Raw genomic sequence first — 24546 nt, forward strand, 5'->3', positions numbered from 1 at the left:
GAACCCATGATAGCCTTTCGGGCGCGGTATTGGACCATAAATCGGCTTGCAACGGGTTGGCTGCAAAGACCATTTTCAGGTGTCCGCTCGCCGAAACGCGCATTGCGTCGATTCGCGTTATCTGCGAACGTTTTCCGCAAATGGGCAAGGACTCAACGACTATGACCGCGACCGGGCCTTCGGGCCGCTCCGTATTCCTCGTCGAGGACGAGGTGATGATCAGGATGATGGTCGCGGATATGCTCGAAGAGCTCGGCTACCAGGTGGCTGCCGAGGCCGGCGATATCACCGAGGCCCTGCGGCTCGCCCAGGCGACCGAGTTCGACATCGCCATCCTCGACGTCAACGTCAACGGCAAGGTCATCTCTCCGGTCGCCGATGTCATCAAGGCGAAGGGGTGCCCGTTCATCTTCGCCACCGGCTACGGCTCCTCCGGTCTGCCCGAGCAGTACCGCGACCGGCCGGCGCTGCAGAAGCCGTTCCAGCTCGACGCGCTCAGCAAGACCATCGAAGCCGCCCTTCGCGGCGGCTAGCGATTACTTCAGCGTCGCGCTCAGCGCTTCGGAAAACGCCTCATTGGTGCGGTCGAGCCGGAGCGGCGTAACGGAGACATAACGCTCGCGCAGCGCCGCCAGATCGGTGCCTTCGGCAGGCGTATCCATCATCGCGGCACGCTCGAAGCCGATCCAGAAATAGGGATTGTTGCGGCCGTCCCTGCGCTCGTCGATCCTGAGGAAGCCGAGATTGCGCTTGCCCTGGCGCGTGACGCGAATGCCGAGCACCTCTTCCGGCGTACAGGCCGGGAAATTGACGTTGATGACGGTGTCCTTCGGGATGCCGGCGGCGATCACCTTGCGCAGGATGTCGGGTCCGAATTTGAGCGCGGTGTCCCAAAGCGGGTGCTCGCGCGTCTCGACGCTGAACTCCTGCGACAGGGCGAAAGACGGCAGCCCCAGGATGGTGCCCTCCAGCGCGCCGGCGATGGTGCCGGAATAGACCACGTCCTCGGCGACGTTGCGGCCCTTGTTGACGCCGGACAGTACGAGGTCCGGTGGCTTGGTGCCGAGGATATGGCGCGCGCCCATGATGACGCAGTCGGTCGGCGTGCCGCGCACCGCGAAGTGGTTTCGTCCGACCTCGCGCAGGCGCAGCGGATCGTTCAGCGAGAGCGAATGCGACACGCCGGACTGGTCGAGTTCGGGCGCCACGACCCAGACGTCGTCGGACAATGCACGTGCGATCTCCTCCACGACCTTGAGGCCGGGGGCGTGAATGCCGTCGTCATTGGTGCAGAGGATACGATAGGACATTGAGACCATTAGAGAAAAACGAGAAAGCCTTCCAAAACAGGCTCTTTCGTTACAGGCTTCGGTCTCATTTGTCACCGCCAATTCGGCCTTTTTCTACGTCCGGTTAGCCCGGGTTAACCTTCGCAAAACTCGAAAAACGATCCGGCCCGTCGTTACTCGCCGAGCGAATGGAAATGCAACATTCACGAGCCGGGTCACGTAGACGCAACTACGACGGGCCAATCACCGCCACCTCATCCGACCGTCGTCATTCGGCTTACCAATGATGACGACGGATCAACCCGGTTAGCCCGGGGCTAACCACCACCTCGTCCCGACCGTCGTCATTGGCGGTCCCAAGGACGACACCGCCAAGGGGATCACATGCCTGTCTTCATCACCGAAAAGCATCTCGTCGCCGGGACTGAGCGCAAGACCTACAGCGACGGCGGCCCGAAGGGCCAAAAGGGCTTCGCGCTCCGCACCACGCCGAACGGGGTCTTCACCTTCTATTACCAGCACCTCAACGCCAAGACCGGCAAGCGGGACTGGCATGTGATCGGCGCATACCCCGAATGGACCCCCGCACGGGCCCGCACCGAGGCCACCCGCCTCGCCGGGCTGGCAGCGAGCGGCACGAGCATCCGGCTGACGCGTCAGGTTGCGGTGCAGCAAGCCCGCGCCGAGGGCACGACCTTCCAGCAGGCCTTCGACCAATTTGAAGACTACTGCTCCGAGCTGGTTGACCGGCGCTGGGGTCGGGTGCCGCGCAAGGAGACGTGGCACACGAGCATCAAGTACGCCTTCACCCGCCCGCTCAGCTGGTGGGCCAACAGCGCCCTCACCGAGATCAGCAGCGCCGATATCAGGGAATTGTACCGAAGCTTCGTCACCGAGGGGAAACCGGCGCAGGCCAACAGCGTGCGGGGTGCCCTCACCACCTTCTTCAACTGGTGCATGCACGACGACCGCAAGTACCTCCCCGCCAACCCATGCGGCAAGCAACTGGAGGACGAGATCGCGGTCGAAAAGGGCGACATCGAGGACGGGCGCGTGCTCAACGCCGAGGAATTGCGTACCTTCTGGTTCGGGCTTGATCGCAAGGCGTGTCCCGGCGACCGGCTCAGCAAGCTGGCGCTGAAGCTGTCGCTGGTCACGCTGCTGCGCACGGGCGAGTGCGTGAAGATCGAGCGCGAGAACATCGCCGCCGACAGCGTCACGCTGCCGTTGCGTATCGTCAAGAGCCGCCGCTCGAAGAAGGCGCGCCCGGTGACGCAGCCGCTCAACAGCCTGGCACGCGAGATCATGGGCGAGGTGTTTTCGATTGGCGACCCCGAGCGCCAGTACGCCTTCCCGGGCAACCCGCACAGGCGCAACGCCAGCCACATGACGCAGCAATCGCTTGGCAAGCTGATGTCGCGCCGGACGACCGACCGCAACGGCACCGAAGGCATCTGCGAATATCTTCGCCTGAATGACGTCACGCCACACGATCTGCGTCGCACCGCCGCCTGCATCCTTGAGCAGCTGGGTTACGACGACAAGACGATTGGCAAGGTGATGACGCACAAGACGGCGGACAAGGACGCCGCGCCTGTCACGCGCGAGCGTTACCTTGTCCCGGTGCAGATTATCGCGCGCCCGGTGGACCCGCGCGTCAACGCGCTGAATGACCTCGATACCGCGTTACGTGAGATACTTGGCCTGAAGGGCCGGGAGGAGGCGCTGCCCGCCCCGCTCAAGCAGCTGGCCGCCTGACCCAAGTTTAAGAAATGGAAGCGGCATGTTAAAGAGCTAGGGTTACATTTCAGAGCAGGAAGAGTCGCCGAGAGCTTGCTCGATCAGCGCTTATCTGCCGTTTGACTGTTGGCTTTCTTCTCGAGTTCATCGATTCTGTCGAGTGCGTTGCTTAGGAGCTCGCCTAACACCAGCAGTGTTGAGTAGAGCTGCTGCGACATGCCGGGTGTCGCAGCACGTAGCACTCGCTTTATTTCTTCTCGCATTGCCATGGCTGTTCTCGCAGTGCCCTTCGTGATCGGAGCTAAAACGGATGCGACTTCGTCGGCTCTGGACCTCAAAGTGAAGTCATTTGCGGCGATCCTGCTCAATCCGGTTGGCAGCCGGGAGTTCCCGGCCAGGCAGATCGCCAGCTTCAAGTGCTCGGTTTGCGGCGCTACAATGGAATCGTGGAACTCCGCTTGGGTGCCCACCTATAAGTTGATTGCCTGGTCCCGTTCGACTTCCTCGTCACAGTTAGTAATTGCAACTCTCAACACGCCGCCGGATTAGCGATGATGGCAGAGTCGTTTGGCAATTCGTTCACTATCATTGAGGTGACCTCGGACGACGCGCCGCAGCCAACCAAGCAGATGTGGCTAGCCTTGGCCAAGCCCAATCAGGCGTTGACGCTGGTCCTCGCCGCAGTTCCTGAAGGTTGGACGGCGGAAGTAGTACCAGCGATCCTCACGGAAAAGCAGCAAAGGATGTTCGAGGAACTCAACCTCGAACCCGGCGACGTTTACAGTATCGCTCCAGGGTAAGGTCCTCAGTGGGCGGCGTCTGTCATTGGCCCTTCGGCGACCTTCGGCGACGCCCGATTTTGTGCCGCTGTTGAAGAAGAAGCGGACATTAGGCGCGACCAAGATCAAGCGTCTCATTTAGTACACGCCCTAACATCGCTGTCAGAGTTTGCAGGGATACGATCCCTACAATGCCCGGAAGCCCGCCGCATGGTGGGCTTTCATTTTTGCCGCTTGCCGTAGCCGAGCAGCCGCCTCAGATCGTCTCCGAGCAAACGCTTCAGATCGTCCCCCGCCGCGATGATCGAGAGCGGGATGTCGGCCACGCGCTCGGGGTCGATACGGGTCCGCATGTAGTCGTCGTCGACGGTGAAGCCGTCCTCGCCATTGCGCTTGATAATGCCCTGCTCCAGTAGCTCAAGGATCGAGGGGCGCACGCTGGAGCGTGCCATATCAAGCTGGCGCGCAATGCCGATGATGGTGGAGCGCTTGCCCTCGGCATCGTTGGCGCGGATCATCATGTCGATGATCAGCGTGAGCGCCGAGGCGCCGAGATGCTTGTCACCATACTGGCGCTGCATCGCCAGGAAGCACGTCACCATCATGCGCGAAATTACCGCGGCAATGTTGCGCCGCCGCTCCACTGAAAGCGCCACTTTCGTCTCCGTAACTATTTCGTACTCGCGGTGCTAGAGCGCATTTTTTTCTCCCATGTTGCCAAAAATTCCCATGTCGGATTTCGACATGTACCTTGGTGAAAACTCGCGGGGATCATGCTCATTTTGCTAATTAATGCGAAAGACAATAGAGTTCCGTTCCACAATTCAGACGCAATTTGTACGCCAACTTGCAGGCGTACAGAGGAGTCGCAATATCGTGGCTTTGAACCTGGGCGCAACAAAAAGAAAATTGATTGGAGTGACTACCGTGGTGAAGAAGGCAATGAAGCGGCGGACGCGATCCGCCAATGAGATGGACGGCGAGATCGGGCGGCGGATTCGGCTGATCCGGGTCCAGCGCAATCTCTCCCAAGAAGAGCTGGGCGAGGTTCTCGGCGTCAGCTTCCAGCAGGTGCAGAAATACGAGAAAGGCGTGAACCGGGTCGCCGCGAGCCGCCTCGCCGATATCGCAAGCCGCCTCTCCACCTCGCCGCATCATCTGATGGGCTGGCAGGACAAGCAGAGCTTTGAAGGGATCGACATCGACACCTACAAGCTCGCCCGAGACTTCCAGCAGCTGAGCCTTGGTCAGGTCCGTGCGGTTCGCCACCTGATCGCTGGGCTGATTGCCGGGGACTAACCGGCTCAATCCTGAGCATCGTGCATAAGCTGTTCGAAGGTCAGCCCGAACAACAGGGCAACGCATAAAAACAATCGCGGCACCGAGGAAGCAACATGGCCTACCATAACGAGTTGACAGAGATCGCACTGAACGAGCTGAAGGCACACGGCATCAAGGGGCACTTGCGCGATACCAACGGCGGCCACATTGAGATCACATGGCGGGTGGTGCCGGAAAAGGAGGTCCGAACCATCGTGGTCGCCAAGACCACCAGCGACTGGCGCTCACGCATGAACACGCGCGCTGATGTGCGCAGGCTGCTCCGCGCCGACAATGTCACACTGAAAATGCAGCACGAGAAGAGGCCGCAGAAAGTCCAGCAGCTCGACAAGGCGCTGGCGCTGCCGCCACCGGACATCCTGTCGGTGCCAGACCAGCTCAAGTCCCTGCGCGCCGAGGTCTGCGACCTCACCGAGCTGGTGTTGCGGCTCACCAAGATTTCCGCCACCGTGCGCGACGCCGTCGCGGTCCACGTTCCCAAGCCAGAGACGAAGGTGCCGCCGCCGCCATCGTCGCGCAGCGTCAAGCTGGTGGAGTACCTGTCGGAGGATCGCTGGATCACGATAGACACGCTGCCGCGCGACACCGGGCTGAAGCCGGAGCAGATCAAGCTCAAGCTGCAATATCTGAAGCAACATGATCTGATCGAGGTTTACCGTGGACAGGCGCGGCTGAAACCGCCGGCGGCAAAGCCCGCGAAGAAGGTCCACTGGAAGACCGCGCAGAAGGCCGCCAGGGAGGCTGCAGAGCAGGCCGCGAAGAAGGATGCAGCACCGCGCCGCCGCGGTCGGCCACCCCTCCTGCGCGGCGAAAGCCAAGCGGCCTAGACATTGCTCCGCGTGGCAAGACGCGGAGTGATCGACCGGGACCACGCACGCCCCCCAGCCCCGCGTGGTCCCGGTTTCGATCCTGATGTTTGACTGCTCCCTTGGCGTTGTTACTCGCGTCCCTTTGATCAGCTCGCGAAACGTCGCTTGACCGTCCTCCGATTTGGTCCACGCGCGCGTTCGTTGATGACGAACACTGTGTTCGTCGATGCCGAATGACATGGGCATTGATCTACATGGCTGACGGTGTAGGTCTGGGCCGTGAGCGGCGAGCTGCCGGTACCGCGCCACATCGCCCTGCTGGTCAACCTGATGCTTAACACCGGCACCAAGCCCGAGGAGTTGCAGCCATGAGCGACCAGACCTACCGCGTCATGATGGCAGTGCTCTTTGTCCTCGTGAGCGGCGGCTATTTCTTGGAAGCCATGCGCCAGCTCGACCTCGATGCCTACGGCGCGAGCGACTTCCGCTATGCGCAGGTGCTCGCTGAAAAGCTCATAGGCTGGGCCATCATCACAACGTTCTTCGCGTGGCTATGGCTCTGAACCGGACTGCCCGCTTTTCGGGGCTTCGATAGGAACGCCAAAACCTCGGTGACGTTGCCCCGGCATGCGCATTTATTTCGATTATCAAGACCTAGCTGGCTTTATCCTCGATGATGTCGGGGAAGAGCTTCCTGATCTTGCAGCCGCGCGTGATGCCGCTATGCGATACTTAGCCGAAAGCATACGGGATCACAGCCCTTCGGGATTGGCGGACACATTTTGCGTAACCGTGAGAACGAAGCACACCCCCCTCATGTCCGTGCTTGCTACGATTGAAGTGGTTGCCCCGACCAGCGGCCAAGGTCGCACCGTTTACTGAAAGGCGTCACCCTGCCCGAGAAGCCGCACATAGGTGCCGCTCTCGTGCAGTTCGAGCCAGCCCTTCTTGATGGCGTAATTGATGCCAGCTCCAACTCCGCACCGCTGCCCTTGAGCGTATAGAGGAACGGCGCATTGATCTTCTCGATGTGGATGCGCCCGTCTTGGACGGCCTCGATGGAGGCGGCCAGCTCGATCAGCTTGCGCGCGGCGGCTTCCGGGTCGGCGTAGGGTCGTCCTTCCACATGCTTCATGCGCCGATGCCCCGGTGGGTGCTGTGGATATGTGTCTCGCAGGCAACCGGGATCGGCTCGCCGCAGAAGCACTTGGACCAGCCGTTCTCGTTCTGCGTCGGCATCCGGAACTTCTCCGCCCACATACGGTCCTTCCATGCGTGGAAATCGCGACTGCGCCGCCACGTCTCGAAACTGTCCTCGCTGAGCGTCGGCTCCAGCTGCTGCCACTCGCCCTCAAACGCGGCGCGGGCCTCGTCGAATGTTTCGGCCGAGCCGGATCGCGCCGCGCCTGGTTCCATGCCGGGATAGAACCCGACGCTCCAGCCCCACCGGTCGCCATGGGTCGGCACGCCAGCCCGCACGCCAATGGTGCCGACGCGGACGTCGCCCCAATAGATGTGCCACGTTTCGTCGTGATCGTTTTCGCTGCGGCGTCGGGTGAGGGTCGTCATGGGCGGCGTTAGCGAACCTGTCTCACAACAGCGAAAGCTGGATCGCGGCGACGGGCCCGTGGCGGTCGAGGAACGCTTCCAGCGACGGCGGACCTCGTCGCCCCCGGCACAGCGCTGGCGCAGCGCGTCCGCGATTTCCTCCGAGGCGTCCTGCGCCCAGCCCGCGCCGGGGTTGAAGCTGACGATCCTGACCGGGTTGTGGTACTGGCCCTCCATCAGGTGGCGCAGCAGGGTCTCGCGTTCAGTGTGCTCCTCGTCCATCTCGGGCCACGCCCGGCCGAGCGGCTGGCCGTAGTCATCGAGCACCATGTAGATGTCCCGCTCCACCCTTGGAGCAATCGACGGCGAGGAACGCATAACTCATCTCCGCGAAGACCGAGGGCGCATTCCAGCCGCTGGCCGCCAGCCCGTCAAGACTCGACATCCTCCCTGCCCGTTCCAATCTGCGCTGATATGTCAAAACCCTTTGAGCCCGCCCTGCCTGTGATGGGGACCGAGGTTCCGACCGGCCCCGACTGGATGCACGAGGTCAAGTACGACGGCTACCGCCTCATCGTGGTGCGGGAGAACGACCGGGTGCGGCTGTTCACCCGGAACGGACACGACTGGACGAAACGGTACCCGCTCATCGTCGAGGCGGCGCTGAAGAACCGGCAGAAGCATTTCGTCGTCGATGGCGAAGCTGTGGTGCTGACCAATACCGGCATCCCCGACTGGGACGCGCAGCACTCCGGCAAGCACGACGACGAGGTCCAGCTCTACGCCTTCGACATGCTTGCGGGCGACGGAAACGACTACCGGGGCTTGCCGCTGAAGCTTCGCAAGCCGCATCTCGCGCGACTGCTGGCGCGCCGCTCAGAGGGCATCTTCGCCGCACCGTTCGAGGAAGGCGAGATCGGCGCTGATCTATTTAAGCATGCCTGTCGTCTCGGTCTTGAGGGTATGGTGTCGAAGCATCGCGAGCGGGTGTACCGCGCCGGACGCTGCGATCACTGGATCAAGATGAAGAACCGACAGCATCCCGCCTTTCACCGGGTCCAAGATCACGTCGTTCCAAAACGAAAATAGCCCCCGGCTCTCGCGAGCCGGGGGCACTTTGGTTTCGAAGGCGAGCTATCTCAGGCGCGGCATCCCGGTGTCGAACAGCAGGATCAGGATCCGCGCCCATCAATCAGCCTGCGCGTCTCCTCGCAGGTTTCGATCACGGCGACGAACTTGCCGTCCGCGGTGTTGATCAGGCAGCGCGCTTTGTCGGTGATGTGCTTGTTGGCGTCGCCCGCCGCCGCACGCAGGGTGGTGACGAGCAACGGATTGACGATGACATCCTGCCCCTCCGGCCCATGCAGCAGCACCAGCGCCAGCAGGATACTTGGCCGCATCACCGGGCCCGCCGCGCGCGAAGGTAGGCATAGACGGAATATTGACCGCCGGAAAAATTGGACAATGCGGAGAAGTAAATCAGCGTCGGCGCGGCGAGGCTGATCGGCATCGCGCCCGAGGTGTAATTGGCGCTGTAGCCGACGATGCCCGGCCCATTGTAGGACGCATAGCCATTACGCATCAGCGGGGTGAATGTCGCCGAGACGAGAGCGAACCATTGGCCGTTGAACGAGGTCGTGACCGTGCCGCTGATCGGCGCAAATTGCGTGGAGCCGGACACGTCAAAATCGCCGGCCGGAAGATAGAGGCCGGACACGTCCTTTACCGCGCCGTTCGCCAGCGCGGTGTTGTTATAAGCGTTATGCGTACCGGATTGTGTGCCGCTGGTCGCGACCGCGACCCCGGCCACCGCGTTCGAGAGACTTGACGCCACCTGAAAAGTATTCGTCGTGATGGTTGATCCGATCACGTAATAGGTGCTGCCCACCACCAGCCCGGTCGGCAGCGCCCCCGTCGTCACAAAATTCATCGGCGTGAGGTTGTTCAATTGCGCGGTGAGCCCGTGTGCCGTCCACGTGATCACGCCGGGCGAGCCGATTGAAATCGCGACACCTGCGGTGTTGCCCAGCGACGCCGTGCTGAACAGCTCGCCGACTTCGCCGGGACCGGCAGCACCGTTCGACGGCTCGCCGGGGATATGGCCCGGCACAAAACCGGGCGAAGCACCGATCACCCACTTCTCGCCATCCCACGTATAGGTCGGGCCGCCACTCGGCGTGTAAGTTTGGCCCAGCGTTGGCGAGGAGGGAAAATCAAAGGCCGCCATCGGTTGTCCCTCGTCCTCTGTTTCGTTTAAGCCACTTCAAAAACACCGGACGCGGCGACAGTTCGCCCGCTGCCGATGATGGTGGTGTTGTCGTACTTTGCGATGATCATTTGCGCGCCGAGCGTCTGCCAGTTGACCTGAAAGCCAACCGCCTGAATTTCCTTGCCGCCACCGGCATTCACGTTGGGCGGCGTCACTGGCATGTTGAACTGGGTATTGCCGCCTGCCGTGCCCGCGTTCGGCATCGCGACCTGAAACGAAAACAGGCACGATTTGCCAATCAGCTTGTAGCGGAAGGTGCATGTGGCCGACGTGAATGCGCCACTGGATGCGGTGACGACCGGACTTGTCTGCAACCACGACGTATTGTCGACTCCGGGGGTGGCCGACACCCACTGCGTCGTGTTGCCGTCGTTATAACGAACGTACAAATTGCCAGTGTCGCTTTCCCACCAGAGCGCATTGTCGGGCGCCCCAACGGGCGGCGTGTCGGAGATGATGATTGCGGCCCCGGCGCCAGGCACAGCGATCCACGCCGCATTTTTCCGGCCATAAGTGGAGCCGTCGATGGGTGCTTCCGGTACGCCGCCGCCAAGCAGCGAGATCGGCAGTTGCGCATATTGCCCGCTCGCGGGATTGAAGATCAGGGCGTAGGTGGCGCCAGCTGGCACGCTGCCGATGACCGGGAAGTCGGCATAGTCGAGATCGAGATAATAGTCGCCCGTGCTCTTGGTGACATCGATACCGGCGCGGCCAATCAGCCGCGCAGGAAATCGCGGTGACACTTTCAGTTTGATGGCGCGCGGTTTGACGCTGAGAAACGGAACGCTCATCATCCCACCCGATAGATGAACACGGACTCGCTGCCAGCCGTGACGTTCAGGAAACAGATACGGAATTTTGCCAACGCGCCCGAAGCCACGGTGCCACCGAGCCCAAGTGAACTCAGCGAAACACCGGCCCCACTGACAAGGGTCACAGCAAAATTGGTGACATTGCCGAAACTGATTTCGACGCTGCACGGCAATTCCGCGTTATGGCCGGGACCGTTCAACACAAGATTAGCCGCCGTGTCGGTGGTATCGTTGACCGCGCCGGTTATTCCACCAGCACGAATAACCATGCCCGCCAGCAAACTTGCCGCCGTGATTGTCATCGCCGCCGTTGACGTGACATCGGCTCGCGCCCAACCGTCATAGACCCGGCCCGCTGCGGTCACGGCACCAAGCCCGTGTCCTAACACCATCACGTTGTCGCGGTTGGGAATGCGCGCAAGCGTCCCGATGGCGTGAGCATTGGTGCGCGCGGTCGCCGTTGATTTGCCGGTGTTCCTACCGATGTAGGAACAACTCACGTCACTGATCGAACCGAAATAGGTCAGGCCCGTACCACCCCAATTTGCAGTGCCCGCCGTGTCCGCACCAGCCGCTGTGTCGCCAATCGCGATCACGCCTTGGCTGTGAAGGCCCATGAAATATGCGGCGTGACCGATAGCCACATTGTATCCGCCGTCAGTATCGTAGGCCATTGAGGCACGACCAAGCGAGACGTTGCTTTGCCCGGTCGTGAGCAACCTACCGGCAATGTGACCAATCAGCGTGTTCCATGTCGAGGCGGCGCCATTGAGCGACTTTCCGGCCTGATAGCCGACAAGCGTATGTCCAACATCGCTCGTGAAGGCTACGCCAGCCTCCGCACCGATGGCGACGTTCTGCGTGGCGGTGGTGAATGCCGCGCCAGCGGTTCGCCCGCCAATCACATTGTCGTTGCCTACAATTCTGACAGTGGTTGATAAATCGGGGGCAGGAACCGGCGTCCAGGTGAGGCTTTGCCGACCGTATTGCACGCCATTGTTGGGCGCGTCGGGAATTCCGCCGCCGCCACCGCCGCCCAACAGCGCAATCGGCAACTGTGCATATTGCCCCGTCGCGGGGTTGAAGATCAGCGCATAGGTGGTGCCAGCCGGGACCGTGCCAATGACCGGGAAGTCGTTGAAGTCGAGATCGAGGAAATACTCGCCGCCGCTCTTCGTGACATCGATGCCAGCGCGCCCGGTCAGCTTCGACGGAAACTTCGGCAAGACCTTGAGGCGGATTGCGTCGGTCATTGTGCGTCGATGCCTTCCATCACGTTGACGTTGCCGATCACGAGCTGCACGGTGCGGTCGTCTTGCGAGATGCGGACGCCGACGTGGTAGACCCCGGCGCACAGCCCGCCCATCGCGGTCTCGTCGAAGTCCCACTGGAACGTGCCGACATCGGGCAGCGTGATCGAGCCGTCGTCGGTCGAGGCCTTGAGCCGCACGCAGCCGCTGTAGTCGGCAACGCTCAGCGTCACCCGGCACCCGGTAATGTCGATCACGTCGCCGCTCTCAGCGTCGGTCAGGACGATTGCTTCGGACCAGTCGCTGCGATTGGAGGCCGTCGCGAAGTATCCGGTGTACATTGCGGCCTCACAGCTTGATGTAGAGCGTGCAGAGCTTGCGCGGGCCGAGGGTGCGGAATGCCGCGCCGCCGCCCGCAGTGTAGGTGGTGTCAAGGCCGTTCGAGCTATTGACACGAACGCCTGTTGCAGCCGCGCCAATGCCAATGGTTTGATTAGGGGAGTAAGTGCAGGGATTGGGAGCGGTGCCGGTCTGAAAGGTGTTTGTGGTTACGGCGGCGCCGAAAGCGGGATGCCCGTGCGTGGGGTCATAAATGCCTGCGCTATGAAAATGCGCGGGCATCTGCGCGGTGGTCATGACGATACTCTCGCCGCCGCCGATGGCGCCGAGCACACCGGGATTTGCACCAAAATAGGTTGAGGTTAAGCGCCCCGCATCGGTGTTGCCCATGTCGCCGAGACCGCTGATCGCGCAGCCGCGAAAGTCCGGCAGACCAATGATCTTGTTCGCCGCCCAGTCCGCCGCCGACGACGCACCGCGCGACGGCGCAACGGGAAGATTTTCGTCAACGTTCCAGAGGAAATTGAACAGTGCCTGACAGTCCGCGTTGGCGCGCTCCGAGGCGCCGGACGTGGCCGAGCCGATGCTGCGCCCGTTCATGCGGACGAAACCGGCGAGCACGCCGACGCCGTAGAACGGCTGGATCGCGCCGGTCTGGATCAGTGTCGTCGGATCGACGCCACCGCCGCCGCCCGCGCTGGGGCCGATCACGAGGACGCCGTCGCGCGCGAGCTGGGTGACGCCGAACTTGTCGTCGAGCCGCACCTTGATGTAGCCGTCCGCCAGGAAGAACTGCGGCACCCGGCCAGCCGCGTCCAGCTGGATCGGGTTCGGCTGCAGGATGGTCAGCGCCGCATCCTGATAGGGCTGCTGCGGCGTGCTCACCGTGCCCGCCTGAATGATGTAGAGCAGCGCACCAGACAGCGGTTTGCCGAACTCGTCGAACTGCTGCGTCAATGAAAGCGGGATGGTGCCTGCCATCAGGAGCCCCAACAAAAACCCGCCGGAGGCGGGTTACTGATCTCGATTTGGTGAAACGTAGAGGCGTTCTCGCTCGTCGCGCCCGGCCTGACGCGAGCCCTCCGCGAGTGCGCGCGGGTGTGCGTACCCTGCGTAGCGCTGCCCGGCGCCGATGCCGCGCGCGACCTCGCCCATCACGCGGGGCGACGAGGCCGCGAGCTGCGCAGGGAGGGTCAGCAGCGGAGCAAGGCCACCGCTCATGATCGCGGCGCCGAGCTGCCCCAGACCGGCTCCCCCTGCCATGATGCGCGCCACGCCGCGCGGCTCCCAGGAGTTGAGCGAGGCCCCGGTGATCTTGTTCATGAGCTGCGGCGCGCCTGCGTCTTGCAGCTGACGCAGCAGCTCCGTGCGTCGGCCGAAGTTGGTGTTGACATTGTTGCGCATCGCCGAGGTCAGCTTGCGCAACGCGGTGTCGATAGGCTTGTCGGGGTTGAGCGAGAACGTGGTTTGCAGCTCACGCATCGCGTTCGAAGCGCGCTCATAGGCCTGCATCGCGTCGGCGTAGCCGGGGGCCTGCTTGACGATGCTTTTCTTCACCGCGTCATAGGCCTGCTTCGCCACCAGCCGCGCCGCCTTGTTCTCGTAGGGGATGTCGTTGGCGATGTCGCCGATGGATTTTTTCAGCGCATCGAAGCCTTCGGGTGTCCAGTATTCGCTGGCCCGCAGGTTCTTCCACTTGCCGATCTCATTGACGATCCTGTTGCGCACCGCCTCGGTCGAGCGCGAGATCGGCTGGCCTTTGAAGGTGGCGACCTGGGCCATGTCGTTAATCGCGGTATCGACGTCGTTCCACGACAGGATGGTCTTGTCGCGCGCCAGCGCCCGCATGTCCTGGCGGTAAGCCGCCTGCTTGGTCTGGCGCATCTGGTCGAGCGCCGAATGCGCGTCGGAGACGACCTCCTCCAGGGGCGCGTTGCCGCGCATATAGTCGCGCACCGCGATTGAACCCTCGCGGCTGTCCTTCGCGGCCAAGCGCGCCGAATTGATCACGTCACCACCGACGCCGGTCGAGAGACCGGCGGCGGTGCGCAGGCCGAGCCCGCCCGCCGCGGTCGGCAGCGTCAGGGGATCGACAGCGTGAGCCACCGCGCCCGCCACCCTGCCCGCCTTGCCGAGCACGCCGGGCGCGCGCGCCAGGGCCGCAGAGCCGCCAGAGAGCACCGCGGAGAGGTCGCCCGCCACGCCGACGGGATCGGTGGCCAGCGCCCGTTTGAAGCCCTCCATGCTGCCGTAGCGGTCGGCGAAGAACCGTCCGACCGCATCGGCCTTCTCGATGTCGTCGGTGCCGGACGCGACGCCGAGCTTCTGGGCGAGCCCGTGACCGGCATCGCCGACGTTGCTGAGCGTGTCGATGGGATGGAGGATCGGCTGCAGCATGTCCGCGCCAAACTGGTAGGCGCTCGTCGGCAGGTTCTGGAGCATCTGACCGGGGACGTCCGACCACGACAGCGGCTGATCGCCCTGCTGCCGCCGTGCCAAGGCCAGCAACTGTTCGGGCGTCAGTTGCGCAGGCGGCGTCAGCGCGGCCGTCGACGGCGGCGGGCTCGATTGCTGATTGTAGAGCGCGAGCAGCTGCTCCGTGGATAGTCCAGAGAGATCGGTCACTTGATCGCTCCCCGCTTGCGCAGCTCGGCCTCGACGGCTGAGCGGTCAGGCGCTCCTGGCGGTGCGAGCAGGTTGACGCCGCCCCGGCTCCTGCCGAGCACCTCGCCGATGTGATTGAGGTGGCGCTCCAGTGCATCCACCTTCGACTTGATGGTGAACGTGGTGTCCTTGGCGCGCAGGCGATACTGCTCCGCGTTCTGCACCGCCTCTTCCTTGCTCATGCCCGCGCCGGTCAGCATGCGGATCAGCGCTTCGGCTCCGGCATCCATCATGCGCTTGGTCTCGCCGGGGGTGCCGACACCCGCAATTGCCTGGGCGTGGTTGGTCGTGTTCTCGATGCCGACGTCGCCACGCTCGATGCGTTGCCTGAACTGCGGCAGCGTGCTCATGAAGGATTTTGCGAGGCCGACGCGCGCGGCGATCTCGTCGCCGACCTTGTCGGCGTTGCTGCCGGGGATCGGCTCGACGCCCTTCGACTTGTCGTTCGGGTCTTTCCAGCGATGGTCGGTCGGGAGCTTGCCGTAGTTGCCGCCGCCCGTGTCGTTGGCGCCGCTGTCGATCGGACCCTCAGGCCCCTGCTTCCTGACGCGCACCAGCCGCTCGTTACCGTTGTCGTCCTTGAGCTTCTGGATTTCGTAGTCGTTCTTGATGTCGCGCATCATCACTTCGGCGCGGCCGGTGCGGCTGTTCACTCGCACCAGATTGTCGCCGACAACCTGAAAGCTGTAGGTGCCGGGGTCGAGCTGCTTCTGCAGCAGGCCGACCGCGAGCGGCCGGGTCAGCGGGTTGCGATAGAGCGCCTGCAGCTGCTCCGCGCCGATGCCGGACTCTTGCGCAGGCGCATCGCTGACGAGGCTGTCGACCGCCTGATTGCGCACCTCGTTGAAGGCGAGCGCCTGGGACGGCTGAGACGGCTCAGCATCAGGCTGAGAGGTGCCCACCGTGATCTCGGGCGGCAGACCCAGATTGCGGTTGAAGCGATCCGCATAGGACGAGACCGTGGTGCCGAGGCCGTCGCGCGCGTTCGGATTGTTCATGCCGCGCTCGCCTGCGAACCACGCCTTCGCCGCGCCGGTTGGGCCGTACTTCTGGACGTATTCGCCGAACCTGCCGCGATAGACCGCGTCCTGCGCCTCATCGTTCAGCAGGAATTCACGCGGGCCCAGCTCCTGGCCGAAATATTTCCGCGTCCAGTCGCGGACGTTCGACGACATCACCTGATAGCGCCCAAGCGCGCGGTCGCCGGTCCTGGTCGCAGGACCGACCAAGCGATAATTGCCCTGCGGACTGCCGCTCTCGATAGCCGAGGTCGCCCGTGCATAGCGCGCCATCGGGTCGGCCTGCGCCATCGCGCTGGCCGGTGCGCCGACCGGCCCCTGGGGCCAGCGCGCGGTGTCGAGCGGCGATGGCTCGTCCGGTGCGGCGAGCTGCGTCGGCGCCCCCACAGGCCCCTGCGGCCACTGGGCGGTGTCCAGGGGCGACGGTGCGTTCGCCGCCATCGGCGGCGCGCCAACCGGGCCTTGCGGCCAGGGCGCGGTGTCGAGCGGCGACACCTCGTTCGCCGCCAGCGTCGGCGACGGTGCCGGTCGCGCAACTCCACCGAACTGCTCGAACCCTTGCGCGATGCGCTGGGAGGGCGTCAGCAGCGGAGGCAGCGCCAATTCGGCAGAGGTGAACCGGGGCGGCGGTGCAGCGGCAGGAGCTGGCGCAGCCGCCTGGGCCGGACGACGCATCACGGGCGACGGCTGCGCCGCCTGACTGCCATAGGACTGGCCACCATAGAGCCGCGCGATGAGCTGGGCCGCCTCGTCCTGATCGCGCTGGTCCTTGATGATCTGGCCGATCTTGGCCAGCGGCGACCAGTCGATCTCGCCAATGAAGGAGCCCGGCATGTCGTAGCGGGAAGGATTGATCGGCATCGCTTGATCCTTAGTAAGCCGGATACCGGATGCCGCCCATGGTGCCGGAGCCGAACAGGCCGCCGCCCGAGCTGCTGTAGCCGCCCGTCGTCGCGCCCGTGGGCGCGCCGCCACCGAACAGGCCGCCGAGACTGCCGAGGCTGAGACCGCCCGTGAACGGCGCCGCGACCATGCCCGCGAGCGACAGACCGGCACCGAGCAGGTTCTTGGCGCCAGCCGCCTCGCCAGCCGCCTGCTGGTTGTTGGCGGCGACGTTCTGGCCCATGTAATTGTTGGCGACGTTGCTCTGGTCGAGCCCGTAATTGCGCGCGAGATCGGCAAGGCTAGTATAGCCCTGCTGCTGGCCCGCTGCGGCGCCTGCGGTGTACTGGCCGCCCATCCCGGCCGCGCTCTGCAGCCCCGCCATCCACGGCGCGTATTGCGTCTCGTAGAGGTTCTTAGTGACCCAGTCGGCGGTGTCGATGTCGGCATTGCCGCTCGCATACATGCCGCCAATCGCACGCCTGCGGTCGATGGCGTCGAGCGCCGCCTTCTGCGTGATGTCGTAACCGGGCGTGGTCTGGAAGGCCGCCGTCGCCTTGGTGGTGCCATCGGCGCCGTTGACGCCGAGCGCGTTCATCCAGACGTCGCCAGCGGCGCTGTATTTGCTGCCGAGCGCGGCGAGCGGATCGTAAGCCGAGATGCCCTTGCCGAGCGCGTCGGTGCCGCTGCCGTAGCCGGTCTTGAGATAGTCGAGCGCGCTGGTCTGGTACTGGCCCGCGAGCGCCCGGTTCTTCTCCGCAGCTTCGCGTTCGGCACCACCGCCGAACAGCGTGTCAAAGAAACCAGCCATGTCAGTTTGCTCCAGCCTTGAACTGGCCCTGCGTGGCGTCCCAGATCAGCACCTGATTGTTGGCAATCGAGGTGACGGTCGGTGGCGCTGCGGGTGGAGAGGTCGGCCGCGAAAATTCGATGTAGCCGAACAGATTGACGAAGCCCTCGATCACCTTGAGCTTCTCGTACCAAGTCGGGTTCATGGTGCCGTCAGGCAAAAGGATCGGCACGTTCTGCGCCGGCAACGAGAACTTCATCCTCATCGCAGATTGTCCCCGAGCATGTCGGCGCCCATGAAGGCGAAGTTGACGCCCGCGCTCTCCTCGAAGCGCCAGCGCACACCCTGCACCTCGGCCTGCCCCCAGATCGAGGCCCGCACGCGCCCGTTGGTGATGGACTGGCGACCGATCTTCACATTGCGCGGGTTCGACCAGTCTTGCCCGCCATTGCGCGAGATCGAGATCGCGATCTCCACATTGGTCTCGTCGGGATCGTGGCCGGTGGCGTCGCTCGCACCCTTGGTGAGGTACAGCTCAATCGCGTTGATGCGAACCGCCTGCGGGAACGGGCCAAACGGGCCGGTCTCGATCCGCATCATGATCGGGTTGCCCAGCTCCTTGCGCACGTCTGCAGTGATCTCGCAAAGGTTCGCCGCGTCGCTGTCGCCGCACAGCCACTTGCCGAACGCCAGCACCGGATAGAGGCCGCGCCAATATTGCTGCAGGTACGAGCGTCGCTCGTGCCAGGTCTGCAGCGTGGTGTCGTAAATCCAGCACCACGCCGGGGCCTGCACCACGACAAAGCCGTGACCGCGCGAGACGAACACGCCAAGCCGAATTTTGGTCTTGTCGGCCTCCTGCTCGATCCGCCGGTCAACGTCGGTGTTGGAGATCGGCGTGCAGCTGTAGCCGTCGATGGAGGACACACGGTTGTCGTCGCCGACGATGAACAGCCCCTTGCCGAAGCCGTCTTCTGCGCCAGCCGTCGCCGCGGGCCCGACAATCCCGCGCGGGATCGTCGCGATGTAGGAGAACGGATAGCCGCTGTCGTTCGCGCCGCCCCACACTTCCAGTGAAGTCGAGCCGCACAGCAGCAGCTGGCCGTTGCCGAGCGGCACCGGTCGGTAGAGCGTGTCCGGCTTGCTCTCGGCGGTCGCGACATTGAGCGTGTTGATGGTGGTGACGTTGACATTCGAGGTGCGGGTGGTGCCGTTGCTGTAGGTGAAAACAAAGAAGCCCTTGTGAAACACCACCGCGTTGGGCTGGCCGATGTTGGCGTCGGGATAGGCGACGACCTGATTGGCTCCGTTGATCCAGAACGCGCCATCGCCGGGACTGACGAACACCAAATCCGGGTTCGCCGCATTGTTGCGCGCGCAGAACACGATGGCGCTGCCGGGGATTGCGCCCGGCAGCAGAGTGCCCGCCCCGCCCGCCGCGGACCACGAATAGACCGACGTGCCGAACACGCCGTAGAACGTGTTGTTGACCAGCACGCCGCCACGGAAGCGGCCACTGGGCACGGTGCCGAAACCGTTGAGACCCGGAACGCGATAGTAGGCATACGGCTTGCCAGCGGTCGCCGGTTGCTTCTCCGGGTAGCAGTTGATGATGCGGCCACCTGCGAGCTGCGGCTTGAGGCCCGGCGCTGACAGGAGCGGAAACGGGACGTCGGTCATCTCAGGTTCGCTTGCGATCCCTAGAAATGGTTGGTCGGGAGCACTTCGTAGGTCGGCATCTGCGCGATCAGGTAGCGCAGCCGCATCTCGTGCTGGGCCACGGCGGCGAGATCGACCGGCTGGTTGGAAAACTCGGCCGCCGCGTAGATCGCCACCAGCCGCGCCACCGTCTCGAACACGAGGTTCGGGATTTCGTCGCGGTCGGCGATGGCGATAATCTTGGCGATCTCGGCGAGCACGTCGTCGATGCACCGGTCGATGGTCTGGTGCTCGACATCGCCGAGCGCCTCACCCGGCACGTACTTGCCGAGGATCGCTGCCGCCTTGTTGATCAGCTCTTCAGCCGTGTGGGTCAGCGCCATCACGTCACCAGCTTGATTGGAATTGCCGGGCCGACGGCGGGCAGCTCATCGCGCGTCTCGATGGCGTTAGCGAACTGGCGGTCAGATGGCTGCGTCACCGGATGAAACCGCGAGCACGAGCGAAACTTGATGAAGGCCGCCGCCGCCAGGAAATCGACCGGGACGATGACTGCGGTCCCCGGCACCACCGCGACGATCACCTCGTCGCCATGGTGATCGAAGACGTCGTTGTAGAAGCCGTCGTCGCTCGAAATCGAGAACGTCAGCATTACGTCGGTCCAGTCGGCGGGCATGGTGATCCGCACGATGTTGCCCGCGCTGCAATCCACCGCGCCGGACAGCGCCTCGCCTGCGGGGATGACGGGTCCGTTGATGATCTCGATGGCCATAGTGCCCTCCCCAAACGAAACAGGGCCGCTCGCGCGGCCCTACTTGTGGTGCTTGTGGTCCTTCGGATCGGGCTTCGGCGGATCGTCCGCCGCCGCTTTCGGCGCGTCCTTCTCCGGGTCGTGGTCCTTGACGTCGCTAACCTTGAAGTACCGGTTGCCCTGGAGGCGCGTCATGTTTGCGTCCTCGCAGACCACCTCGATGGACTGGCCGTCGTAGAAGGTGGTGCCGAGCATCTCGACGACTTTGCTGTCGCCCTTCGGCGCGGTGTACGTAACGGTTGCTTTCTTCATCGCTGACTCCTTGTGATGTACGTTCCACACGAAACAAGGCGGGCGGCTCTCGCCGCCCGCCCCGTCACTTCACATAGCCTTCCATCAGCAGCAGCATCGTCGGCGTCGGGCCGAGGCCCGCTGCCGCGACGGTTGCCGTCATCAGGATGTCGGTGTCGTCAGGAAACTCATAGAGCACCGCACCAGCCGCCAGCGCGGGCATCGCGCCGCCAGCCTGACCGATGGCGTTCGCAGCCAGGAAGCGAGCGTTATTGCCCGCGTCGCCGAGCGCGATCATCAGTGCGGCGCCGCTGTCCACGTCACCGACGGTGCCGCCGATGGACTGCAGCACGAAGCCCTTGGGGACGCGCATGATCGCCGTCTGGGCATTGAGCGCGACGTCACCGGCAACAAACGTGATGGCGGGCCCGCCGAACACCTTCTTGGTGCGCGCAAAGCCTTGTGCGCCAGCCTGGGGCTGGCGGTATGCAATACGAGGAGCCATGATCATGATCTCTCGCTGGAGGGAAATCGGCGAGGCCGGGTCCGGCCCCGCCGTAACGCTTAGGCCGCAGGCGGCGCGGCGACGAAACCCGTCACCATGCCCCAATCGACCAGATCGCCCGCGGTGGCGCCCGCAACGCTCTGCGGGGCCTTGGCGATCTTGCCGACGCCGTACTGTGCCTCGATGCCGAGGCCAGTGACGAAGTCGTAGTCGCCGTCCTCGAGCTGGGTCGGACGCGGCAGCTGGCCCGTCGCATAGGCCAGTGCGGCCTGACCGCACATGAAGAACGGCTCGACGTCCACCGAGCCGCCGCCCGCCTGCTTCAGCAGCAGGCGCTGGGTGATCTCGGGGATGTTCTTGTAGAGGATGCCGCCGTACTTCAGCGCACCGCCCGTGAAGATCGGGTTGGTCGCGGTGGGGTTGCCCTCGCGGGCGCGCGCATCGCGGTTGGCCTGATACATCGGCGGGTCGTTCTGGAGCGCCGCGAACGCGCGGTCGCCCAGGAAGCAGACGTACATCTCCTCGTCCAGCTCCTCGATCTCCCAGGGGGTGATCTTGGGGCGGCCGTTGTAGACGCCGGGGTTGTTCGGATCGACGCCAGACTGCTTTGCGAGCTGCTTGGCGAGCGAGCCGATGGCCGCGGTCATCTTGTCCTGCGCGCTGTCGACGTTGGCAATCGCGGTCGCGAAGGTCGAGGAGTAGTTCGAGAGCAGCGCGGTCCCGCACCGTCTCGCTCTCGGCGTCCTCTCTGCTGCGAAGCGGATCGTCGATCACACCGAACAGCGCACGAAAGCCCGCGATGCCGATGCGCGCACCGGCCGCGAGATATTCGCCGCCCTCTTTGATTGCCCAGCGCCCGGCCGCCTGGTTGTTGTCGTCGGGATGGATGCCAAGGATCGAGGTCTGTTCGGCAATCAGGTTGCGGACCCGCCTGCCCCAGCGCTCAGCCAGCTCTGTGGTGTGCGAGGCGGCGAGAAACTGCGCCTTCGGGTGCTGCGCCATGCACCAGGGCGGAAACAGCACCGAGGCGTAAGTGCTCTTGGCGCTGCCGGGCGGCATGAAGATTGCGAGCCGGGGAATGTCGCCCCGGCTCAGCGCTTCAAGCTTTTCGATCAGCAGGAGATGGTGACGGGCAGGAAGATAGCCTTGAGATTTACACCACTCAGTGAGGCTTGAGCGGATCAGCTTGCGCCGGAGTATCTCCGACGCAGCCTTCTCTGCCGTTATCATTCTTCAGTGAAGCGTCGTACTCATTGAGCAGATCGATGATGTACTGCTCCTCGGGCTCGATCACCTCGGGCTCCTCGCCCCACCAGTTGATCCCGATGTAGCCTTCAGCCAGCTTACCGATATGTCGATCCAAATTGTGGAGCACGAGCGTCAGCGCCCCCTCGTAACCACTCAGGCGTACCAATTCCGCCCGCAAAGTCGAAGATCGCTCGCCGTGCTTGATCGATGTTGAGGTCGCCACGATCCACTGCCTTCCAGATGTCGTCAACGGCAGTCGCATTTTTAGCGTTTTTCCAGTCGGCTGGGAAGAGCTCGCGGATCGGCTCCCAGGTCGCACTTTGTGCGGCGCGCGGGAGCATTCCGTACTCTTTGGCAAATTGTCGAGTCGCATCAGCCACTAAGCCGTAGGTGCCCTGGACGCCGGTCACGGCGCTCGACTTGGCGTTAACCGAGCCTGCAGGACCGCCGGAGGCCAAATGCTGGATCACCGCCTCGGAGGAACCGGACAGCGGGCGCATTTGGGCGGCGGCGACCTGATGGGTGTCGCCGGTAATATCACCGAAGCGCGGATCGTTCGGCACCTCGATGTTGTTGTAGAAACTGCGCACCTTGTGTTTGGCGCCGAGCAATGGCGACAGCGTGTCCATGTTGCCGCCGGACTGGATCGCGCGCACTGCCTTGCCGATATCGGAGAAGGTGCCCCAGGCAACTTTGGCCGGATCGCCGCTCGCGGTCCTGACGAAGTCGCCATAATCACCCTCCGGCAGCACCGAGCGATAATTGCGCGGATTGTGCGCCTCATCGAAGGCGCGCACGAACAGCGCAGCATGCTTCGGGTCGACTTGATCCAGCCGGTTGCCCTCGATGGCGGCCAGCGCCTCGGCGGTGTCAGGCTTTGCCATCAGCGCAGGCTGTGACTTGATCCAGTTTGCCATGTCGCTGGTCGCGCGCGGGTTGCCGGTGACGATGTCGCCGACGCGCTCGCCGAGCGATGCGTTCATGAACCAGTCTTTCTGCGGCGACAGCGACGCCAGGGCGGCTGACGCACTTTGCCGGGGCACGCCCCAGCGCTGCGCCAAGGCATCCGAAATCTGATTTGCGCCTTCGTACCAGAGCGGCGCGCGCCGCTTCAGATCGGCGGGCGAGTTCTCGTACAGGAAGCGCATATTGCCTGCGGCCTGATCGATATAGGCCTGCGCGGCCTCCTCGGCCGAGATGCCCTTGAGGTGCGCGAAGCCGGGATAGCGCGACAGGATCGAGGTGTTGTGCCCGAACTGCTCCGGGTCCATCCGCATCTCTTCGGTGCCGATGGACAGGTGCTGCGTCAGCGGATCTTCCGGGCTCTTCACGCCGGTCGGAAACCGGGTCGAGACACGGGTGTCGCCCTTGGCAATCGCCTGCTGCAACTCGGACAGCGGACGGACGGCACCAGCGCCAAGTACCGCTTCGCCCGCCCGCATCGGCACGCCAGCAACAGCGCCCGTGCCCATCGGCAGGGTCGCGGCCTCCACCACGGGCGCCGGATCGTATTCGCCGGTCTGGGCGTAACGATCCATCGCCTCGCGCAGGCGGAGCGGCAGCGTGCCCAGACTGCCCGCGGTGTCCATCAGCATTTTCGCTGGCACCTTGGCCGCGGCGAGCAGCTTGTCGCCGACCGTGAGCGGCTTGCTCAGTGCTCCGAGCGGCCTGAAATCTCCATAGCGGTCGCGGAGGCGGTCGGCTGCGGTGGCGATGTCGTAGTCTTCGGGGAGACCAAGCTCTGACCGGCTTGACCTGAACCTGCCGCCTTCCATTGCGCCGTGACCAGTGCCCTTGTCTGTTCGTTTGCGAGATCGATGACCCGCACGCCAGCCTTGCGGGCCTGCTTCATCATGTCGGCCGTGCCGCTGCCGCCGGGGAACGCGATGACCAGCCCCGGCTTGGCCTCGTCGAGCATCTGCCGATTGCGGATCGGCCCAGCTCCATTGTGGTGGAGCTTCCAGTGCGCCGGAAACCGCTCGATGGGGAGCCGTCGCGTCGTCGCCCAGCGATCAGCACACCAATCCGCGCCTTTGGCGCCGCCGTGGATCAGCAGCGTGAAGCCGTGGATGGCGTGCAGCATGTCGAGAAACTGCTCGACCGCGGCAAGATTGTTGAAACTGCGCCCGCCGCACACGATCACGCGCATGGCTTTTGATCGTCCTTTCGCATAGGCGCGAAGCCGACGCGCCGCCTCCTGCGAAGATCGGCATCCGCATTTTTCATTGTCCCAATTTGATCTAGCGCAAATTATTTCACCGGCAATCTGCGAAACCTTGAGGAAATAAACCAGCCCGACAACGGGAGCATTAAGGGGTTTTGAGACGTAGGAAGGAGACGCCATGAAACGGCGGCGCATTAAGCACGCCACCTCATTCGAAGAGCGTTTGGCAACGGAGGCTCGACGGCTCAAGGAGCAAGCTAGGCTATTGCCACTTGGCAAAGAGCGCGACCAGTTGTTGCGCAAAGCCCGGCAGACCGAGACGGCTTCCCGCATCAACGAATGGCTTCGCTCGCCGGGGCTACGGCGACCGTCGTAAGGTCGCCTCACTCGGCGGCCT

32 protein-coding genes are annotated in these 24546 nt (G+C 63.7%); 9 read left to right on the forward strand and 23 right to left on the reverse strand.

What is annotated here, in order from left to right; genetic code table 11:
• Positions 1-161: 161 nt before the first annotated feature.
• The gene (locus tag AC5ZFO_RS20880) at positions 162-533 is read left to right on the forward strand and encodes a response regulator (protein ID WP_282518990.1); all 372 of its coding nucleotides are present in this window, start codon (positions 162-164) and stop codon (positions 531-533) included.
• 3 nt (positions 534-536) lie between these two features.
• Here the strand turns inward: AC5ZFO_RS20880 and surE are convergent, their stop codons facing one another.
• The gene (surE, locus tag AC5ZFO_RS20885) at positions 537-1310 is read right to left on the reverse strand and encodes a 5'/3'-nucleotidase SurE (protein ID WP_496122436.1); all 774 of its coding nucleotides are present in this window, start codon (positions 1308-1310) and stop codon (positions 537-539) included.
• A gap of 363 nt (positions 1311-1673) precedes the next feature.
• On the opposite strand from surE, the gene AC5ZFO_RS20890 reads away from it, so the two are divergent.
• From AC5ZFO_RS20890 to AC5ZFO_RS20900, 3 genes are all read left to right on the forward strand, one after another.
• Positions 1674-3047: a tyrosine-type recombinase/integrase gene (locus AC5ZFO_RS20890; RefSeq protein ID WP_496122437.1), complete on the forward strand. Its 1374-nt coding sequence runs from the start codon at positions 1674-1676 to the stop codon at positions 3045-3047.
• Positions 3048-3245: 198 nt separating this feature from the next.
• Positions 3246-3578 carry a hypothetical protein gene (locus AC5ZFO_RS20895; RefSeq protein ID WP_496122438.1) on the forward strand — a complete coding sequence of 111 codons (333 nt, stop codon included), beginning with the start codon at positions 3246-3248 and terminating at the stop codon, positions 3576-3578.
• Between the two features lie 2 nt (positions 3579-3580).
• Complete coding sequence (locus AC5ZFO_RS20900) at positions 3581-3829, forward strand: hypothetical protein (protein WP_496122439.1); 249 nt, start codon at positions 3581-3583, stop codon at positions 3827-3829.
• Between the two features lie 200 nt (positions 3830-4029).
• Here the strand turns inward: AC5ZFO_RS20900 and AC5ZFO_RS20905 are convergent, their stop codons facing one another.
• Entirely contained in the window at positions 4030-4464 is a 435-nt protein-coding gene (locus AC5ZFO_RS20905) for a hypothetical protein (protein ID WP_496122440.1), read from the reverse strand.
• A gap of 286 nt (positions 4465-4750) precedes the next feature.
• Here AC5ZFO_RS20905 and AC5ZFO_RS20910 point away from each other — a divergent pair, with 286 nt between their 5' ends.
• From AC5ZFO_RS20910 to AC5ZFO_RS20925, 4 genes are all read left to right on the forward strand, one after another.
• Positions 4751-5107 (forward strand): helix-turn-helix domain-containing protein, encoded by a 357-nt coding sequence (locus AC5ZFO_RS20910; RefSeq protein WP_496122495.1) that lies wholly within the window; start codon positions 4751-4753, stop codon positions 5105-5107.
• A gap of 95 nt (positions 5108-5202) precedes the next feature.
• A complete protein-coding gene (locus AC5ZFO_RS20915) occupies positions 5203-5976 on the forward strand; it encodes a hypothetical protein (RefSeq protein WP_496122441.1) in 774 nt (257 codons plus the stop codon).
• A 350-nt stretch (positions 5977-6326) separates the two neighbouring features.
• The gene (locus tag AC5ZFO_RS20920) at positions 6327-6521 is read left to right on the forward strand and encodes a hypothetical protein (protein WP_496122442.1); all 195 of its coding nucleotides are present in this window, start codon (positions 6327-6329) and stop codon (positions 6519-6521) included.
• Between the two features lie 64 nt (positions 6522-6585).
• Complete coding sequence (locus AC5ZFO_RS20925) at positions 6586-6840, forward strand: DUF6894 family protein (protein WP_496122443.1); 255 nt, start codon at positions 6586-6588, stop codon at positions 6838-6840.
• Here the strand turns inward: AC5ZFO_RS20925 and AC5ZFO_RS20930 are convergent.
• Together AC5ZFO_RS20930 and AC5ZFO_RS20935 are read right to left on the reverse strand one after the other, a co-directional pair.
• Entirely contained in the window at positions 6788-7093 is a 306-nt protein-coding gene (locus AC5ZFO_RS20930; RefSeq protein WP_496122497.1) for a hypothetical protein, read from the reverse strand. The two genes, AC5ZFO_RS20925 and AC5ZFO_RS20930, sit on opposite strands and share 53 nt — an antisense overlap.
• Positions 7090-7884, reverse strand: coding sequence for a hypothetical protein (locus AC5ZFO_RS20935; RefSeq protein WP_496122444.1), 795 nt, complete (start codon positions 7882-7884; stop codon positions 7090-7092). The genes AC5ZFO_RS20930 and AC5ZFO_RS20935 overlap by 4 nt, the downstream gene beginning before the upstream one ends.
• A 162-nt stretch (positions 7885-8046) precedes the next feature.
• Between AC5ZFO_RS20935 and AC5ZFO_RS20940 the strand changes: the two genes are divergently transcribed.
• Positions 8047-8595, forward strand: coding sequence for an ATP-dependent DNA ligase (locus tag AC5ZFO_RS20940; protein WP_496122445.1), 549 nt, complete (start codon positions 8047-8049; stop codon positions 8593-8595).
• A gap of 83 nt (positions 8596-8678) precedes the next feature.
• Here AC5ZFO_RS20940 and AC5ZFO_RS20945 read toward each other — a convergent pair whose 3' ends face one another.
• The 19 genes from AC5ZFO_RS20945 to AC5ZFO_RS21035 form a co-directional block, all read right to left on the reverse strand.
• Complete coding sequence (locus AC5ZFO_RS20945) at positions 8679-8906, reverse strand: hypothetical protein (protein ID WP_496122446.1); 228 nt, start codon at positions 8904-8906, stop codon at positions 8679-8681.
• Positions 8906-9733: a hypothetical protein gene (locus tag AC5ZFO_RS20950; RefSeq protein ID WP_496122447.1), complete on the reverse strand. Its 828-nt coding sequence runs from the start codon at positions 9731-9733 to the stop codon at positions 8906-8908. Before AC5ZFO_RS20950 ends, AC5ZFO_RS20945 begins: the two co-directional genes overlap by 1 nt.
• A 26-nt stretch (positions 9734-9759) precedes the next feature.
• Positions 9760-10566, reverse strand: a complete 807-nt coding sequence (locus tag AC5ZFO_RS20955; RefSeq protein ID WP_496122448.1) for a hypothetical protein — start codon at positions 10564-10566, stop codon at positions 9760-9762.
• Positions 10566-11840 carry a hypothetical protein gene (locus AC5ZFO_RS20960; RefSeq protein WP_496122449.1) on the reverse strand — a complete coding sequence of 425 codons (1275 nt, stop codon included), beginning with the start codon at positions 11838-11840 and terminating at the stop codon, positions 10566-10568. Before AC5ZFO_RS20960 ends, AC5ZFO_RS20955 begins: the two co-directional genes overlap by 1 nt.
• Entirely contained in the window at positions 11837-12178 is a 342-nt protein-coding gene (locus AC5ZFO_RS20965; RefSeq protein ID WP_496122450.1) for a hypothetical protein, read from the reverse strand. The genes AC5ZFO_RS20960 and AC5ZFO_RS20965 overlap by 4 nt, the downstream gene beginning before the upstream one ends.
• Before the next feature lie 7 nt (positions 12179-12185).
• Positions 12186-13157, reverse strand: coding sequence for a hypothetical protein (locus tag AC5ZFO_RS20970; RefSeq protein ID WP_496122451.1), 972 nt, complete (start codon positions 13155-13157; stop codon positions 12186-12188).
• A 33-nt stretch (positions 13158-13190) separates the two neighbouring features.
• Positions 13191-14801 carry a hypothetical protein gene (locus AC5ZFO_RS20975; RefSeq protein WP_496122452.1) on the reverse strand — a complete coding sequence of 537 codons (1611 nt, stop codon included), beginning with the start codon at positions 14799-14801 and terminating at the stop codon, positions 13191-13193.
• Positions 14798-16720 (reverse strand): hypothetical protein, encoded by a 1923-nt coding sequence (locus tag AC5ZFO_RS20980; protein ID WP_496122453.1) that lies wholly within the window; start codon positions 16718-16720, stop codon positions 14798-14800. Before AC5ZFO_RS20980 ends, AC5ZFO_RS20975 begins: the two co-directional genes overlap by 4 nt.
• Before the next feature lie 10 nt (positions 16721-16730).
• The gene (locus AC5ZFO_RS20985) at positions 16731-17552 is read right to left on the reverse strand and encodes a hypothetical protein (protein ID WP_496122454.1); all 822 of its coding nucleotides are present in this window, start codon (positions 17550-17552) and stop codon (positions 16731-16733) included.
• Between the two features lies 1 nt (position 17553).
• Entirely contained in the window at positions 17554-17796 is a 243-nt protein-coding gene (locus tag AC5ZFO_RS20990; protein ID WP_496122455.1) for a hypothetical protein, read from the reverse strand.
• Complete coding sequence (locus AC5ZFO_RS20995) at positions 17793-19211, reverse strand: packaged DNA stabilization protein (protein ID WP_496122456.1); 1419 nt, start codon at positions 19209-19211, stop codon at positions 17793-17795. The genes AC5ZFO_RS20990 and AC5ZFO_RS20995 overlap by 4 nt, the downstream gene beginning before the upstream one ends.
• Positions 19212-19231: 20 nt before the next feature.
• Positions 19232-19573 carry a hypothetical protein gene (locus AC5ZFO_RS21000; RefSeq protein WP_496122457.1) on the reverse strand — a complete coding sequence of 114 codons (342 nt, stop codon included), beginning with the start codon at positions 19571-19573 and terminating at the stop codon, positions 19232-19234.
• A complete protein-coding gene (locus AC5ZFO_RS21005) occupies positions 19573-19962 on the reverse strand; it encodes a hypothetical protein (RefSeq protein ID WP_496122458.1) in 390 nt (129 codons plus the stop codon). Before AC5ZFO_RS21005 ends, AC5ZFO_RS21000 begins: the two co-directional genes overlap by 1 nt.
• Positions 19963-20001: 39 nt before the next feature.
• Positions 20002-20253, reverse strand: coding sequence for a hypothetical protein (locus tag AC5ZFO_RS21010; protein WP_496122459.1), 252 nt, complete (start codon positions 20251-20253; stop codon positions 20002-20004).
• Between the two features lie 64 nt (positions 20254-20317).
• On the reverse strand, positions 20318-20737 hold the full coding sequence (locus AC5ZFO_RS21015) for a hypothetical protein (RefSeq protein WP_496122460.1): 420 nt from the start codon (positions 20735-20737) through the stop codon (positions 20318-20320).
• Positions 20738-20796: 59 nt separating this feature from the next.
• Positions 20797-21384: a phage capsid family protein gene (locus AC5ZFO_RS21020; RefSeq protein WP_496122461.1), complete on the reverse strand. Its 588-nt coding sequence runs from the start codon at positions 21382-21384 to the stop codon at positions 20797-20799.
• Positions 21385-21899: 515 nt separating this feature from the next.
• Positions 21900-22031 (reverse strand): hypothetical protein, encoded by a 132-nt coding sequence (locus tag AC5ZFO_RS21025; RefSeq protein WP_496122462.1) that lies wholly within the window; start codon positions 22029-22031, stop codon positions 21900-21902.
• A 49-nt stretch (positions 22032-22080) separates the two neighbouring features.
• Entirely contained in the window at positions 22081-23580 is a 1500-nt protein-coding gene (locus AC5ZFO_RS21030; protein WP_496122463.1) for a DUF7178 family protein, read from the reverse strand.
• 56 nt (positions 23581-23636) lie between these two features.
• Positions 23637-24344, reverse strand: a complete 708-nt coding sequence (locus AC5ZFO_RS21035) for a DUF2493 domain-containing protein (protein ID WP_496122464.1) — start codon at positions 24342-24344, stop codon at positions 23637-23639.
• Positions 24345-24546 lie beyond the last annotated feature (202 nt).

It is taken from the genome of Bradyrhizobium sp. Unk1, from assembly GCF_059512345.1.

Excerpts from the sequence above, each read along its gene's own strand:
- AC5ZFO_RS20960 (WP_496122449.1), bottom strand. The coding sequence starts at position 11,840 with ATGACCGACGCAATCCGCCTCAAGGTCTTGCCGAAGTTTCCGTCGAAG.
- AC5ZFO_RS21000 (WP_496122457.1), bottom strand. The coding sequence starts at position 19,573 with ATGGCGCTGACCCACACGGCTGAAGAGCTGATCAACAAGGCGGCAGCG.
- AC5ZFO_RS20900 (WP_496122439.1), top strand. The coding sequence starts at position 3,581 with ATGATGGCAGAGTCGTTTGGCAATTCGTTCACTATCATTGAGGTGACC.
- AC5ZFO_RS20995 (WP_496122456.1), bottom strand. The coding sequence starts at position 19,211 with ATGACCGACGTCCCGTTTCCGCTCCTGTCAGCGCCGGGCCTCAAGCCG.
- AC5ZFO_RS20935 (WP_496122444.1), bottom strand. The coding sequence starts at position 7,884 with ATGCGTTCCTCGCCGTCGATTGCTCCAAGGGTGGAGCGGGACATCTAC.
- surE (WP_496122436.1), bottom strand. The coding sequence starts at position 1,310 with ATGTCCTATCGTATCCTCTGCACCAATGACGACGGCATTCACGCCCCC.
- AC5ZFO_RS21030 (WP_496122463.1), bottom strand. The coding sequence starts at position 23,580 with ATGCTGATGGACACCGCGGGCAGTCTGGGCACGCTGCCGCTCCGCCTG.
- AC5ZFO_RS20950 (WP_496122447.1), bottom strand. The coding sequence starts at position 9,733 with ATGGCGGCCTTTGATTTTCCCTCCTCGCCAACGCTGGGCCAAACTTAC.
- AC5ZFO_RS20970 (WP_496122451.1), bottom strand. The coding sequence starts at position 13,157 with ATGGCAGGCACCATCCCGCTTTCATTGACGCAGCAGTTCGACGAGTTC.
- AC5ZFO_RS21015 (WP_496122460.1), bottom strand. The coding sequence starts at position 20,737 with ATGGCTCCTCGTATTGCATACCGCCAGCCCCAGGCTGGCGCACAAGGC.
- AC5ZFO_RS20945 (WP_496122446.1), bottom strand. The coding sequence starts at position 8,906 with ATGCGGCCAAGTATCCTGCTGGCGCTGGTGCTGCTGCATGGGCCGGAG.
- AC5ZFO_RS20915 (WP_496122441.1), top strand. The coding sequence starts at position 5,203 with ATGGCCTACCATAACGAGTTGACAGAGATCGCACTGAACGAGCTGAAG.
- AC5ZFO_RS20910 (WP_496122495.1), top strand. The coding sequence starts at position 4,751 with ATGAAGCGGCGGACGCGATCCGCCAATGAGATGGACGGCGAGATCGGG.
- AC5ZFO_RS20880 (WP_282518990.1), top strand. The coding sequence starts at position 162 with ATGACCGCGACCGGGCCTTCGGGCCGCTCCGTATTCCTCGTCGAGGAC.
- AC5ZFO_RS20895 (WP_496122438.1), top strand. The coding sequence starts at position 3,246 with ATGCCGGGTGTCGCAGCACGTAGCACTCGCTTTATTTCTTCTCGCATT.
- AC5ZFO_RS20965 (WP_496122450.1), bottom strand. The coding sequence starts at position 12,178 with ATGTACACCGGATACTTCGCGACGGCCTCCAATCGCAGCGACTGGTCC.
- AC5ZFO_RS20985 (WP_496122454.1), bottom strand. The coding sequence starts at position 17,552 with ATGGCTGGTTTCTTTGACACGCTGTTCGGCGGTGGTGCCGAACGCGAA.
- AC5ZFO_RS21020 (WP_496122461.1), bottom strand. The coding sequence starts at position 21,384 with ATGACCGCGGCCATCGGCTCGCTCGCCAAGCAGCTCGCAAAGCAGTCT.
- AC5ZFO_RS21005 (WP_496122458.1), bottom strand. The coding sequence starts at position 19,962 with ATGGCCATCGAGATCATCAACGGACCCGTCATCCCCGCAGGCGAGGCG.
- AC5ZFO_RS21035 (WP_496122464.1), bottom strand. The coding sequence starts at position 24,344 with ATGCGCCGCCGTTTCATGGCGTCTCCTTCCTACGTCTCAAAACCCCTT.
- AC5ZFO_RS20955 (WP_496122448.1), bottom strand. The coding sequence starts at position 10,566 with ATGAGCGTTCCGTTTCTCAGCGTCAAACCGCGCGCCATCAAACTGAAA.
- AC5ZFO_RS20890 (WP_496122437.1), top strand. The coding sequence starts at position 1,674 with ATGCCTGTCTTCATCACCGAAAAGCATCTCGTCGCCGGGACTGAGCGC.
- AC5ZFO_RS20920 (WP_496122442.1), top strand. The coding sequence starts at position 6,327 with ATGAGCGACCAGACCTACCGCGTCATGATGGCAGTGCTCTTTGTCCTC.
- AC5ZFO_RS20980 (WP_496122453.1), bottom strand. The coding sequence starts at position 16,720 with ATGCCGATCAATCCTTCCCGCTACGACATGCCGGGCTCCTTCATTGGC.
- AC5ZFO_RS20990 (WP_496122455.1), bottom strand. The coding sequence starts at position 17,796 with ATGAGGATGAAGTTCTCGTTGCCGGCGCAGAACGTGCCGATCCTTTTG.
- AC5ZFO_RS20940 (WP_496122445.1), top strand. The coding sequence starts at position 8,047 with ATGCACGAGGTCAAGTACGACGGCTACCGCCTCATCGTGGTGCGGGAG.
- AC5ZFO_RS21010 (WP_496122459.1), bottom strand. The coding sequence starts at position 20,253 with ATGAAGAAAGCAACCGTTACGTACACCGCGCCGAAGGGCGACAGCAAA.
- AC5ZFO_RS20930 (WP_496122497.1), bottom strand. The coding sequence starts at position 7,093 with ATGAAGCATGTGGAAGGACGACCCTACGCCGACCCGGAAGCCGCCGCG.
- AC5ZFO_RS20925 (WP_496122443.1), top strand. The coding sequence starts at position 6,586 with ATGCGCATTTATTTCGATTATCAAGACCTAGCTGGCTTTATCCTCGAT.